The organism is Pseudomonas umsongensis, assembly GCF_012647205.1.
Lineage (GTDB): Bacteria > Pseudomonadota > Gammaproteobacteria > Pseudomonadales > Pseudomonadaceae > Aquipseudomonas > Aquipseudomonas umsongensis.
The window spans coordinates 4,729,084-4,742,081 of the sequence record NZ_CP051487.1 but is presented as its reverse complement, the minus strand read 5'-3'; the positions used below and the strand labels follow the sequence as shown (position 1 = coordinate 4,742,081).

At 60.4% G+C, this 12,998-nt stretch carries 14 protein-coding genes; 7 read left to right on the top strand and 7 right to left on the bottom strand.

Translation table 11 applies throughout. The features are described from left to right. The first annotated feature begins 26 nt into the window (after positions 1-26). Positions 27-596, top strand: a complete 570-nt coding sequence (gene efp, locus HGP31_RS21375; protein WP_008057003.1) for an elongation factor P — start codon at positions 27-29, stop codon at positions 594-596. Positions 597-673: 77 nt separating this feature from the next. Here the strand turns inward: efp and HGP31_RS21370 are convergent, their stop codons facing one another. From HGP31_RS21370 to HGP31_RS21355, 4 genes are all read right to left on the bottom strand, one after another. Then, positions 674-1,684, bottom strand: a complete 1,011-nt coding sequence (locus HGP31_RS21370) for an alpha/beta hydrolase (protein ID WP_168758607.1) — start codon at positions 1,682-1,684, stop codon at positions 674-676. 36 nt (positions 1,685-1,720) lie between these two features. After that, positions 1,721-2,140: an organic hydroperoxide resistance protein gene (locus HGP31_RS21365; protein WP_033041858.1), complete on the bottom strand. Its 420-nt coding sequence runs from the start codon at positions 2,138-2,140 to the stop codon at positions 1,721-1,723. Between the two features lie 270 nt (positions 2,141-2,410). After that, positions 2,411-2,872 (bottom strand): MarR family winged helix-turn-helix transcriptional regulator, encoded by a 462-nt coding sequence (locus tag HGP31_RS21360; protein WP_020800394.1) that lies wholly within the window; start codon positions 2,870-2,872, stop codon positions 2,411-2,413. A 69-nt stretch (positions 2,873-2,941) separates the two neighbouring features. Beyond that, positions 2,942-3,898 carry a LysR family transcriptional regulator gene (locus HGP31_RS21355; protein ID WP_020800395.1) on the bottom strand — a complete coding sequence of 319 codons (957 nt, stop codon included), beginning with the start codon at positions 3,896-3,898 and terminating at the stop codon, positions 2,942-2,944. 112 nt (positions 3,899-4,010) lie between these two features. Between HGP31_RS21355 and HGP31_RS21350 the strand changes: the two genes are divergently transcribed. Continuing rightward, positions 4,011-4,760 (top strand): sulfite exporter TauE/SafE family protein, encoded by a 750-nt coding sequence (locus tag HGP31_RS21350; protein ID WP_020800396.1) that lies wholly within the window; start codon positions 4,011-4,013, stop codon positions 4,758-4,760. On the opposite strand, the gene HGP31_RS21345 is transcribed toward HGP31_RS21350, so the two are convergent. Further along, entirely contained in the window at positions 4,750-5,604 is an 855-nt protein-coding gene (locus tag HGP31_RS21345) for a LysR substrate-binding domain-containing protein (protein WP_020800397.1), read from the bottom strand. The two genes, HGP31_RS21350 and HGP31_RS21345, sit on opposite strands and share 11 nt — an antisense overlap. A 95-nt stretch (positions 5,605-5,699) precedes the next feature. Here HGP31_RS21345 and HGP31_RS21340 point away from each other — a divergent pair, with 95 nt between their 5' ends. The 3 genes from HGP31_RS21340 (at position 5,700) to HGP31_RS21330 (ending at position 7,620) form a co-directional block, all read left to right on the top strand. Continuing rightward, on the top strand, positions 5,700-5,921 hold the full coding sequence (locus HGP31_RS21340) for a DUF1127 domain-containing protein (RefSeq protein ID WP_020800398.1): 222 nt from the start codon (positions 5,700-5,702) through the stop codon (positions 5,919-5,921). Between the two features lie 12 nt (positions 5,922-5,933). Further along, positions 5,934-6,323 carry a DUF1127 domain-containing protein gene (locus tag HGP31_RS30820; protein ID WP_338106359.1) on the top strand — a complete coding sequence of 130 codons (390 nt, stop codon included), beginning with the start codon at positions 5,934-5,936 and terminating at the stop codon, positions 6,321-6,323. Between the two features lie 67 nt (positions 6,324-6,390). Next, positions 6,391-7,620 carry a winged helix-turn-helix domain-containing protein gene (locus HGP31_RS21330; RefSeq protein WP_151142857.1) on the top strand — a complete coding sequence of 410 codons (1,230 nt, stop codon included), beginning with the start codon at positions 6,391-6,393 and terminating at the stop codon, positions 7,618-7,620. 104 nt (positions 7,621-7,724) lie between these two features. Here the strand turns inward: HGP31_RS21330 and HGP31_RS21325 are convergent, their stop codons facing one another. Then, positions 7,725-9,071, bottom strand: a complete 1,347-nt coding sequence (locus tag HGP31_RS21325; RefSeq protein ID WP_033041859.1) for a class II 3-deoxy-7-phosphoheptulonate synthase — start codon at positions 9,069-9,071, stop codon at positions 7,725-7,727. Positions 9,072-9,230: 159 nt separating this feature from the next. Between HGP31_RS21325 and HGP31_RS21320 the strand changes: the two genes are divergently transcribed. Then, positions 9,231-9,986: a spermidine synthase gene (locus tag HGP31_RS21320; RefSeq protein ID WP_020800402.1), complete on the top strand. Its 756-nt coding sequence runs from the start codon at positions 9,231-9,233 to the stop codon at positions 9,984-9,986. A gap of 98 nt (positions 9,987-10,084) precedes the next feature. Here the strand turns inward: HGP31_RS21320 and HGP31_RS21315 are convergent, their stop codons facing one another. After that, on the bottom strand, positions 10,085-10,876 hold the full coding sequence (locus tag HGP31_RS21315) for a crotonase/enoyl-CoA hydratase family protein (protein ID WP_168758606.1): 792 nt from the start codon (positions 10,874-10,876) through the stop codon (positions 10,085-10,087). A 420-nt stretch (positions 10,877-11,296) separates the two neighbouring features. Between HGP31_RS21315 and HGP31_RS21310 the strand changes: the two genes are divergently transcribed. Further along, positions 11,297-12,970, top strand: coding sequence for a DEAD/DEAH box helicase (locus HGP31_RS21310; protein ID WP_020800404.1), 1,674 nt, complete (start codon positions 11,297-11,299; stop codon positions 12,968-12,970). Positions 12,971-12,998 lie beyond the last annotated feature (28 nt).

The window sequence follows — 12,998 nt, the reverse complement described above, 5'->3', positions numbered from 1 at the left end:
ATCCCATCCAAATTCGGATATTCGCAATGAAAACTGGTAAAGAACTCAAACCCGGTACCGTGATCCGTATCGACAACGATCCTTGGCTGGTTCAGAAAGCTGAATTCACCAAGTCGGGCCGTAACAGCGCGATCATGAAGACCAAGCTGAAAAACCTGCTGACCGGCTACAAGACCGAAACCGTCTACAGCGCCGACGACAAGCTGGACGACGTGATCCTGGACCGTAAAGAAGCGACCCTGTCCTTCATCAGCGGTGACAGCTACACGTTCATGGACACCACCGACTACACCATGTACGAACTGAACGCCGAAGACATCGAAAGCGTTCTGCCGTTCATCGAAGAAGGCATGACCGACGTTTGCGAAGCCGTGTTCTTCGAAGGCCGCCTGGTTTCCGTAGAGCTGCCGACCACTATCGTGCGTCAGGTTGACTACACCGAAGGTTCCGCTCGCGGCGACACTTCCGGCAAGGTGATGAAGCCTGCCAAACTGAAGAACGGTACCGAGCTGTCGGTTGCTGACTTCATCGAAATCGGCGACATGATCGAGATCGATACCCGCGAAGGCGGTTCCTACAAAGGCCGTGCTAAATAAGCACTGCTTCAGGAATGAAAAAGCCCGACCATCGAGTCGGGCTTTTTTGTGCCTGTCGGAAACACACAGGGGGGGTGTTACTTCAGGTGTTGCTTGAGCTCTTGCGACGCCTGCAACATCGCCGAACGCACTGCCGGCACCTGGCTGACCACGTTGAGCAAACCATAGTCGTGGATCATGCCGTTGTAGCGTACCGAGGTCACCGCCACGCCGGCCTCGTCGAGTTTGCGGGCGTAGGCCTCGCCTTCATCGCGCAGTACGTCGGCTCCGGCGGTTTGCACCAACGCAGGTGGCAGGCCCTTGAGTTGCGCCGGGGTCGCCCGAAGCGGCGAAGCGTAGATCTCGTTACGCTGCTTGGGGTCGGTGGTGTAGTTGTCCCAGAACCACTTCATCATGTTGCGAGTCAGGAAGTGCCCTTCGGCATACTGGTTATAGGAACCGGTGTCGAAGTTGGTATCGGTCACCGGCCACAACAGGACCTGGAATTTGATTGCCGGTGTACCTTTGTCTTTTGCCATCAGCGCGACCACTGCCGCCATGTTGCCGCCAACACTGTTGCCGGCCACCGCCAGGCGTTTGCCATCGACGTTGATCTCCTTGCCGTGCTCGGCCACCCATTGGGTCGCGGCGTAAGCCTGGTTGATCGCCACCGGGTAGTGCGCTTCCGGTGACGGCGTGTAGTTGACGAAAACCGCTGCCGCCCCCGAGCCCGCTACCAGATCCCGAACCAGACGCTCGTGCGTCGGGAAGTCCCCCAGCACCCAGCCGCCGCCGTGGAAGAACATGAACACCGGCAGCTCACCCTTGACCCCGGCCGGCCGGACGATGGTCAGGTCCAGCGGTTGGCCATCGACCTGGATGGTCTTCTGGCTGACATCGGCTTTTGGCAACGTCAGCTTCACCCCGGATTGCGCGCCCACCAGCACGGCGCGAGCATCTTTGGGCGTCAGCTGTTCCATCGGTTTGCCAGTGCCGGCATTCAGCACATCGAGAAACGCCTGGGTGTTGTGTTCAACGTCGCCGGCGAATGCACTGTGGACAGACAGGGCGAGAAGGGTACCGGTCAAGACTTTGCTGAAAGTGTTCATGTTCATTTCCTGTTCGGGCCTGAGTGGAAAGCGACGTTAGACAGTTACGTGCAGACGCACTTCGACGTTGCCGCGGGTGGCGTTGGAGTACGGGCAGACCTGGTGGGCAGCCTCGACCAATGTTTGTGCGTCGGCTTGTTCAAGGCCCGGCAAGCTGATGTGCAAGTCGATATCCAGGCCGAAACCGCCAGGGATCTGGCCGATGCCGACGTGGGCCGTGATCGACGCGTCATCCGGAATTTTGCGTTTGGTCTGGCTGGCGACGAATTTCAGCGCGCCAATGAAGCAGGCGGAGTAACCGGCGGCGAACAGTTGCTCAGGATTGGTCGCCGCCCCGCCAGCACCACCGAGTTCTTTCGGGGTGGCGAGCTTGACGTCGAGAACGTTGTCGCTGGAGATCGCACGACCGTCGCGGCCACCGGTGGATGTTGCGATAGCGGTGTAGAGAGTTTGCATGGTGAAAGCCTCGTTCGGGTTTGGATGTTTGCGCTAAATGTTTGCGCGCTAAGTAAGTGCGAGATGAATGTATCGCGCTAATGTTTAGCGCGCAAGATATTTTTATGAAAAAATTCGGATCAGTTGAATTTTCACCGCAAACGCAAAACGACTGTGGGAGCGAGCCTGCTCGCGAAAGAGGGTGTGCCAGGCAACATCAATATCGCCTGACATGCCCTCTTCGCGAGCAGGCTCGCTCCCACAGGGGAGGATTTTCGGGAGGTTTGAAAATCAGAGGCTGTCTTGCAGATGCCGGCGCAGTTCCTGAAGTTCTGCCTGGAGTTTCTGCAAACGTTCCAGCGTCATGCCGCTGGCACCGAGGATGCATTGCGGAATGTCACGGGCCTTGTCGCGCAAGGCGCGGCCTTGTTCGGTGAGTTCGACGATCACCACGCGCTCGTCCTCACGGCTGCGGGTGCGGCTGAGCAGACCCTCGGCCTCCAGACGCTTGAGCAATGGCGTGAGCGAGCCGGGATCGGTCAACAGGCGCGCACTGATTTCACCTACGGTCAAACCGTCCTTCTCCCACAGCACCATCATCGCCAGGTATTGCGGATAGGTCAGGCCCAGCGCCTGCAGCAAGGGCTTGTAGACCTTGGTCATCATCAGCGAAGTGGAATGCAGGGCGAAACAGGCCTGGTTGTCGAGCAGCAGGTCGTCGCAGTTGTCCGGGGTGTCGCGCTTGGTGGTCATTGGGAAACCTTGATCAGTGATCTTCATGAATCTAGCGGGCAAATCTTTAACGCGCCAGACAATTCTTGGCTAGTGCCGTCCCAGATGGGTTTGCAGCTCCAGGTCCCAGGGCGGAATGGGGCTGAAACGGGTTTTCAGGTATTCCAGGAGAAGGCGACTGCGGGAGTTGGGTTGTTGCTGCAGTCGCAAGGCGTAGATCCCGGAGCTTTCCGGCTTTGGCAGGCCGTTCTCGCAGAACAACGGCAGCAGTTCGCCGCGCAACAGGTATTCGCTGACGAGCCAGGTCGGCAAGTGGGCAATGCCCAGGCCGGCCAGTGCGCTGGAGATCAACGCTTCGGCATTGTTGGCGCTCATGCGCACGCGCGACGGCCGATGCAATTGCATCTGGCCGTTCCGTTCAAAGCGCCAGGCGAAGGGAGGGGCCAGGCCGGCCCAGTCCAGGCCATCATGCTCGACCAGTTGCGCCGGATCATTCGGCACGCCGCGGCGTTGCAAGTAGGCGGGACTGGCGCAGGCAATGCGAACCATGCTCGCCAGCGGCGTGGCCACCAACCGGGTATCGGCCAATTGCCCGGCGCGCAACACCAGGTCGACCTTGCCCAGGTTCAAGCCCTGCATGTCGACAAAGCTGTCGATCAACTGCAATTGCACGTCGAGGCCGGGATAGAGCAGCAGGAAATCGGCAATCACCGGTGCCAGATGACGCCGCCCGAACGCGGCCGGTGCGTCGATACGAATCAGGCCTTCCGGAGCACTGCTCAGGGACACCGCTTCGGCCCGGGCCAGGCGCAATTCGGCGACGATCCTGCGTGCGCGCTCAGCGAACGCCATGCCCGCAGGCGTCGCGCGCACCGCATGGGTGCTGCGTATGAACAATTGGCTGCCGACGGCGCCTTCCAGACTGTCAATGCGCCGTGCCACAGCCGAGGGCGTCAGTGGATGACGGCGTGACGCGGCGGAAAAACTGCCGGTTTCCAGAACGTCGAGAAACAGGCCCAGTTGATCGGTCAGTTGGTTGGGATTCATGAGTGGCTCGATGCTTGTGCGAGTTTGGCATAGCCATTGTGCGTTGCTGTGCGTTTCGCCGCCAGAACCAGTTGCGTAGGATGAATCGCCTGACGTTTGGGAGAGATACACAGTGATTGAGTTTGTGCTGTACCTGGTTTTCGGCGCCGCCTTGGGAACACTCGGCGGCCTCTTTGGCATCGGCGGGGGATTGATCGCCATTCCTATGCTGGGCGTGTTATTCGGTCTCGATCAGCAGATTGCCCAAGGTACGGCGTTGGTGATGGTGGTGCCGAACGTGATGCTGGCGCTGTGGCGCTACCACCAGCGCAACAAGATCGAGTTGCGCTACGCGCTGCCGCTGGCCTCGATGGGCTTTTGCTTCGCCTGGCTTGGATCGATCTGGGCGGTGGGTATCGATGCACAAAGCATGCGCATCGGTTTTGTCGCGTTCCTGATCGCGTTGTGCGCCTACAACCTGGTGCGGATGTTCTTCACCAGTGCAGCGCCTTCAACGCAGATGAACCATTCCTGGCCATGGCTCGGCGTGCTCGGTGCCGCATCCGGCACCATGGGCGGGCTGTTTGGCGTGGGCGGGGCGGTGGTGGCCACACCGGTGTTGACCAGCGTGTTCGGCACTACACAGGTGGTTGCCCAAGGGTTGTCCCTGGCACTGGCACTGCCGAGCACCGGTGTGACGCTGGTCACCTATGGCGTCCATCACCAGGTGAACTGGATGATCGGTGTGCCACTGGCGATCGGCGGGCTGATGAGTATCAGTTGGGGCGTGAAGATCGCCCACAGCCTGCCGGAGCGCCTGTTGCGCGCCTTGTTTTGCGGCTTCCTGCTGTGCTGTGCGGTCATGCTTGTGTTTAAAGCTTGAAGCCTTCGACGATATGCTCTGCCAGGCACTCGGTGATCGGTGACGGATTATGCAGGTTGCGCACCAGCATGATGCTGGCCTCGGGTAGCACTGGCAGGTCCTCGGCTTCACCCAGGATGCGCATGTCCGCGGTGATCAGGCTTTCAAGCTGCGCGGTGACAGCCAGGCCAGCGCTGACGACCGCCATGATCGCCGACAGACTGTCGCTGTTATACGCCACGCGATAATCGCGCCCTTGGGCATCAAGGGCGTTACAGGCCCACATCCGGCAGAAGCAATCAGTGTTGAACATCGCCAGGCGCAACGGCGTCTGCTCGTGGGCGCTGTAGCATTGCGCCTCGGCCCAGACCAAACGCTCCTTGCGCAACAACTGGCCGATTTCGCTGCCCGGTTCACGGGTGACGATGGACAGGTCGAGATCCTGGCGCATCAGCAGTTGTTTTGATGATTCACAATGCACTTCGATCTGGATCAGCGGATAGGATTGGGCAAACTGACGCAGGATCCCCGGCAGAAATCGCATCACGTAGTCGTCCGGGGTGCCAATGCGAACCGTACCGACCATGTGTGGCTCGCGCAGCGTGTTGAATACTTCGCTGTGCAGCTTGAGGATACGCCGCGCATAACCCAGCAGTACCTGGCCTTCGGCCGTGAGCCGCACCTGGCGTCCGTCGCGCTGGAACAATTGGCGCTGCAGCACATCTTCTTCCAGCCGCTTCATCTGCATGCTGACGGCTGACTGGGTACGGTTGACCAATTCACCGGCACGGGTGAACCCCCCCTGGTCAGCGATGGCGACAAAGGTGCGCAGCACTTCGGTATCAATACTCGGGTAGGCGGACATTCATCAATCTCCGAGATGGTTACCATCAGAAACATTCGTTGGATTGATCTTAGACCTGGGCAGAGACTTGAGCCATCCAAACGGAGGGCAACAAGATGAAAGGTCATCATGAAATTCACGGCACTGAAAAACATTCGGTTCACCTGATATCCGACCTGTTGCACAAGTTCAGTCGCTGGTACGAACTGCACCGTGAGCGCGAAATGCTGGCGAGCATGAGTGATGAGGCGTTGAAGGACATCGGCTTGAGTCGTGCCGACGTCGCCCACGAAGCTGAACTGCACTTCTGGCAAGACCCGATGAGCAATGGAAAATAGGCTCGACGACCCATGGAAATGTCCTGTCACTACCCCATTATCCCGGCCAAACCCCGGGCTGATGGGGTAGGCGCGAGTCCGAAACAGATGGTCATAGAGCTTTGCTGGAGCCTGGTTCTGCGCTGGCCGAAGATCCCCTCCCCAACATTGAGGAGTGGTGTCATGGATCGACAAGACATTGAACGAAGGCGTGCGAGGCATGGCGTGCGCGATGCGCTGCGCAGGCTCCGACAGCCCGTTTGGGCGGTGGTCACGCAAGTGCAGCGCTGGCGCAAACTGAACAGGGATCGAACCGAGTTGGCGCGACTGAGCGACGACTGCCTGCGTGATATTGGCTTGAGTCGAGCCGATGTCCGCAGGGAGTCTGCCCGGCCATTCTGGAATGATCCTCTCAAGCGATGAGGCGTTGGTAGTGGCGTTTTTCCCGCCTGCCGCTAAGGTGGGAAGACCCTTGCCGAAGAGCCGCCAGATGCCTGCATCCCTGTCTTTTTCCTTGAAGCAAGCCAGACGCCTGGCGCTGACCGCACAAGGTTTTGTCGGGCGCCAGCCCCCTGTTCCGGTCAAGCCTGCCAGGATCAATCGATTGATCGAGCGCCTGGGCATTTTGCAGATCGACTCGGTCAATGCGCTGGTGCGTTCGCACTACCTGCCGCTGTTTTCCCGGCTTGGCCAGTATCGCGCCGACCTGCTAGATCAAGCCGCCTGGAGCCAGGGACGACAGCGTACCTTGTTCGAATACTGGGGGCATGAAGCGTCCTTGCTGCCCTTGTCGATGTACCCATTGATGCGCTGGCGCATGCAGCGTGCAAGCCGTGGCGAAGATATTTATCAGCAACTGGCGCGTTTCGGTCGTGAGCAGCAGGACACGGTTCGCCGGGTGCTGGCCTGTGTTCAGGAGCAGGGCGCGTTGGGCGCTGGCAGCCTGTCGACTCGCCAGGAACGGGCAGGGCCCTGGTGGGACTGGAGTGCGGAAAAGCATGCACTGGAATGGCTGTTCGCCGCCGGTGAAGTGACAGTGGCAGGCAGGCGCGGCTTCGAACGCCTCTACGACCTGCCGGAGCGGGTTATTCCTTCTGCAATACTGGCCCAGCCGCTGCTGAGCGAGGCTGAGGCCCAGCGCGGGCTGATACGGCATGCTGCGTCGGCCTTGGGCGTCGGCACCGAGAAAGATCTGAGAGACTATTTTCGCTTGGGTCCTGGGGACAGTCGTCCGCGCCTGGCGGAGTTGGTCGAGGCAGGCGAGTTGCTCCGCTGCGAAGTCGAGGGCTGGCGGCAACCTGCCTATTGCCTGCCTGAGCCGAAGGTGCGGCGCAAGGTCGAGGCCAGCGCCTTGCTTTCACCGTTCGACTCACTGATCTGGGAGCGCAGCCGTACCGAGCGGCTTTTTGATTTTCGCTATCGGCTGGAGATCTACACGCCGCCGGACAAGCGGGTCTATGGCTATTACGTCCTGCCGTTTTTGCACAATGAACGGATTGCCGCGCGGGTTGACCTGCGTGCCGAGAGGGCGGCCGGGCGGTTGGCGGTGCATGCGGTACATGAGGAAGCGTCGGGGCTGGATGACGAGGGGATGTTGGCGTTGGCGGTGAATTTGCGGCGGATGGCGGATTGGCTGGGACTGGCGCAGGTCCAGTTGAATTGCCCGCGGGCGAGTGCGGCAAGATTGCGGGTGGCATTGGCCAGTATTGATGGTGCCTGAGCCGACCCCTTCGCGAGCAGGCTCGCTCCCACAGTAAACCGAGTTGCCCTGTAGGACGCGGTCCACTGTGGGAGCGAGCCTGCTCGCGAAGAATTCAGCGCTGTTTAACGCCGAACCTGCTTCAATGTCTCAGCAATCAAAAACGCCAATTCCAGCGACTGATCGGCATTCATCCGCGGGTCGCAATGCGTATGGTAGCGATCCGACAAACCGTCCTCGGTGATCGGCCGCGCTCCACCGATGCACTCGGTGACATTCTGACCGGTCATTTCGATGTGGATGCCACCGGCGTAACTGCCCTCGGCTTCGTGAACCTGGAAGAACTGCTTCACCTCGCCAAGGATCTGCGCAAAGTCGCGAGTCTTGTAGCCACTACTGGCCTTGATCGTGTTGCCGTGCATCGGATCGGAACTCCAGAGCACCTGCCGGCCTTCTTGCTGCACGGCGCGGATCAGTTGCGGCAAATGATCGCCAACCTTGTTCGCGCCCATGCGGGCGATCAGGTTCAGGCGCCCCGGATCGTTGTCGGGGTTGAGCACGTCGATCAGGCGAATCAGCTCCTCGGGATTCATGCTCGGGCCGACCTTGACCCCGATCGGATTATTCACCCCGCGCAGGAATTCGACATGCGCGCCATCGAGTTGGCGGGTGCGATCGCCGATCCATAGCATGTGGGCCGAACAGTCGTAATAGTCGTTGGTCAGGCTGTCGCGACGGACAAAGGCTTCCTCGTAATTGAGCAGCAGCGCTTCGTGAGCGGTGAAAAAACTTGTTTCGCGCAGTTGCGGCGAGCTGTCCATGCCACAGGCGCGCATGAACGCCAGTGTTTCATCGATGCGGTCGGCGAGGTGGCTGTATTTTTCCGCGAGGGCCGAGTTGGCGATGAAGTCCAGGTTCCACTTGTGTACCTGGTGCAGGTCGGCAAACCCGCCCTGGGCGAAGGCACGCAGCAGGTTGAGGGTGGCGGTGGACTGGTGGTACGACTGCAGCAGGCGTTCCGGGTCCGGCACGCGGCTTTTTTCATCGAAACCGATGCCGTTGACGATATCGCCACGGTAGGCGGGCAATGTCACGCCGTCGATGGTCTCGTCGTTAGCCGAACGAGGCTTGGCGAACTGCCCGGCCATGCGCCCGACCTTGACCACCGGGCAGCCGGCCGCGAAAGTCATGACAATGGCCATTTGCAGCAGCACCTTGAAGGTGTCGCGGATTTTCGCAGCGGAAAACTCGGCGAAACTTTCGGCGCAATCGCCGCCCTGCAGCAAAAACGCTCGTCCCTGGGTCACTTCGGCGAACTGACGGCGCAATTCCCGGGCTTCCCCGGCAAACACCAGCGGCGGGTAGCTGGCCAGGGTCTGCTCGACGTGCTGCAGATGCGCCGCGTCGGGGTATTGGGGTTGTTGCTGGATCGGCAGGGCGCGCCAGCTGTCAGGGCTCCAGGGTTGGCTCATCATGATCTCTAGTGTTTTCCGCTCGGACGACCATGTTATCAGCAATTAGTGCGTGACCTGTTCCCGTCGATTCGCGGACAATCGCGCCTTTGCCGCTTCCGCTGCGGTTTATCGCGTTGCTGTTTGCCCAAGAAGGCCCGGCAACGATCAGGAGACGAAATGACTGAGGAGCGCGTCGAGCATCTGCTCGCCGAGGTGCAGGACGAATATGGCGTGATTCGCGTGCTGGAAGTGGCCGATTACCGCTTCCTCGAATTCGGTGATGCCATCGAACAAAGTTGCGTGTTCACGGCCGATCCGAGCTGGCTCGAGTACGACTATACCCGGGCGATGCTGATCGGTGCGCTGTGCCATGAGCAGCCGGAAAGCGCGCTGTTCCTGGGGCTTGGCGCCGGAACGCTGACCCAGGCCTGCCTCAAGTTCCTGCCCCTGGAGGATGTCGAAGCCATCGAACTGCGCCCGGATGTGCCGCGCCTGGCCATCGAGTACCTGGGGCTGGACGACGACCCGCGCCTGTATATCCGCGTGGGCGATGCGCTTGAGCTGCTCGACACCGCCGAGCCTGCGGACCTGATTTTTGTCGATCTCTACACCGACGTCGGCCCGGGTGTCGGGCATCTGGCCTGGACCTTCCTGGAGAACTGTCAGAAGCGCCTGAATCCGGGAGGCTGGCTGGTGATCAACCAATGGGCCACCGACGATGGCAAGCCACTGGGCGCCGCGTTGCTGCGCGGGCTCTACCATCGGCATTACTGGGAGCTGCCGGTGAAGGAGGGCAACGTGATCCTGATCGTGCCGTCGGAACTGGATCAGGCGCTGGACATGGAAAGCCTGACCGCACGGGCCGAAGCATTGGCGCCGCGGTTGGGGTATTCGTTGCAGTCGCTGATCAAGGCGATTCGCCCGGCGACCTGAGAACACAAATCCCCGTGTAGGAGCTGCCGCAGGCTGCGATCTCTTGATTTTGTTTTTTAAGATCAAAAGATCGCAGCCTGCGGTAGCTCCTACAGGGGTCAACAACCTTTGAAAATTCCGGGGCGGCGCTCCACCAGTGACCGCACACCCTCCTGTGCATCCTCGCTGGCCAGTAATTTCTTCACCAGCGCCGGCAACCCTTGCGCTGCGGCGGTTTCGCCCTCGTAGCGGGCCTGTCGGGCAGACATCAATGTTGCCTGAACCCCCAGCGGCGCCTGCCGGGCAATGCGCTCGGCCAGTTCAAAAGCCCGCGGCAACAAATCCTCGCTGGCCATGACTTCCTGCACCAGGCCCAGGTGCAAGGCATCATGGGCATCGAATTCGTCGCCGGTCAGCATCCAGCGCATGGCATTGCCCCAGCCGGCCACCTGATGCAGGCGCAAGGTGGCACCACCGAAGGGGAAGATGCCGCGTTGCACCTCCATTTGCGCAAAGCGGGTGTTGCTGGCGCACAGGTTGATATCGGCGGCCAGCATCAACTCGATGCCGATGGTCAGGCAGTAGCCCTGGGCGGCGACGATCACCGGTTTGCTGACCCTGGGCCCGGCGAAGACCCCCCAGGGGTCGCAGCCACCGGGTGGGGCTTGCCAGCCTTCGGTCAGTGCCGCGCTGGCGCTGACCAGGTCCAGGCCGGCGGTAAAATGATCGCCATGCCCGAAGACCACGGCCACCCGTGCTTCGCTGTCAGCTTCGAATTCACCGTAGGCCAGGCTCAACTCGTTGAGCAGGTCGATATCAAAGGCGTTGCGCTTGGCCACCCGGTCCAGTCCGATCAACAGGACATGACCACGCTTTTCCCGACTCACACGGCTGGTATTGAGCTCTTTCATGGTGCATTTCCTCGAGCGGCTGAGGGCGCGCAGACTCAAGGTCTGTGGCGGGTGGGTGAACCGTTTTAGCGTCATCGCCCGCAGGGCAGGGCCTTTGAAAAGTAGACGTTCGAGCGATTATCCGCAAAGCCTGCGATAGAACGCCGTGCGCGGGAGTTTTGCGATAAAAAAAGCTCCCTTTTTCGGCAAATTCCGGTATAGTGCGCGCCGGCCTTTAGCCGGGCCGCGTTTAGGTGGCGCAATTCCCCGAAGTCAGATTCGGTTGCACGTTCGCCCAGCGAACTCTTCCTAAACGATTCTTTCATTCATTCGTTTTCGCAAATCCCCGCCGACAAAGCTGCCAGGGCGACTCTTGAGTCTCAACACGGCATGCGCAGCTTTGGAGCATGGGTCTTTGCGGATGCACTTAGAGGCAGACCCATGACCCAGGAAATCGGCGGCTTCGCCGCTCTTGAACTTCACCCTAATATTGTCGCTGCAGTAGTCGCTACCGGCTATGAAGAGCCTTCGGCCATTCAGCAGCAGTCGATCCCGATCATTCTCGCCGGTCACGATATGATTGGCCAGGCGCAAACCGGTACCGGTAAAACCGCTGCCTTTGCCCTGCCTATCCTGCACCGCATTGATCCGTCCAAGCGCGAGCCGCAAGCTCTGATCCTGGCCCCAACTCGTGAGTTGGCGCTACAAGTTGCAACCGCTTTCGAAACCTACGCCAAGCAAATGCCGGGCGTAACTGTTGTGGCTGTCTACGGCGGCGCGCCGATGGGCCCACAATTGAAAGCAATCCGTAATGGCGCACAGATCGTTGTCGCCACTCCGGGCCGTCTGTGCGACCACCTGCGTCGCGACGAAAAAGTTCTGGCGACCGTGAACCACCTGGTTCTCGACGAAGCAGACGAAATGCTCAAGCTGGGCTTCATGGACGACCTGGAAGTCATCTTCAAGGCCATGCCGGAAACCCGTCAGACCGTACTGTTCTCGGCCACCTTGCCTCAATCGATTCGTGCCATCGCTGAGCGCCACCTGCGCGATCCGAAGCACGTCAAGATCCAGAGCAAGACCCAGACCGTTACCGCGATCGAGCAGGCTCACCTGCTGGTTCACGCTGACCAGAAGACTTCCGCCGTTCTCAGCTTGCTGGAAGTGGAAGACTTCGACGCCCTGATCATGTTCGTGCGCACCAAGCAAGCGACCCTGGACCTGGCCAGCGCCCTGGAAGCCAAAGGCTACAAAGCCGCTGCGCTGAACGGTGACATTGCCCAGAACCAGCGTGAGCGCGTGATCGACTCCCTCAAGGATGGCCGTCTGGACATCGTTGTGGCGACCGACGTTGCCGCTCGTGGCCTGGACGTTCCGCGCATCACTCACGTGTTCAACGTCGACATGCCGTACGATCCGGAATCCTACGTTCACCGTATCGGTCGTACCGGCCGTGCCGGTCGCGAAGGTCGTGCATTGCTGCTGGTGACTCCACGTGAGCGCCGCATGCTGCAAGTGATCGAGCGTGTAACCGGTCAGAAGGTTGCTGAAGTTCGCCTGCCGGACGCTCAAGCCGTTCTGGATGCGCGCATCAAGAAACTGACCAACAGCCTGTCGCCGCTGGTGGCTGAAGCCGAATCGACCCACGGTGATCTGCTCGATCGCCTGACCGCCGACATCGGTTGCAGCCCGCGTGCCCTGGCCGCAGCCCTGCTGCGCAAGGCAACCAACGGTCAAGCGCTGAACCTGGCCGCTATCGAGAAAGAGCGTCCACTGGTGCCGAACAACGCACCGCGTGGCGATCGTCCAGAGCGTTCCGGTGATCGTCCTGAGCGTGGTGACCGCGAGCGTCGCGCACCGATCCCTCTGGCCGAAGGCCGTGCTCGTTGCCGTACCGCGCTGGGTGCGCGTGATGGTATCGCTGCCAAGAACCTGCTGGGCGCGATCCTCAACGAAGGTGGTCTGGCGCGTGAAGCCATCGGTCGCATCCAGGTGCGTGACAGCTTCAGCCTCGTCGAACTGCCGGAAGACGGTCTTGAGAAGTTGCTGAGCAAGCTGAAGGACACTCGCGTTGCCGGTAAGCAGTTGAAGCTGCGTCGCTACCGCGAAGATTGATCCGCCCACGGGCTGATTGATCGAACAT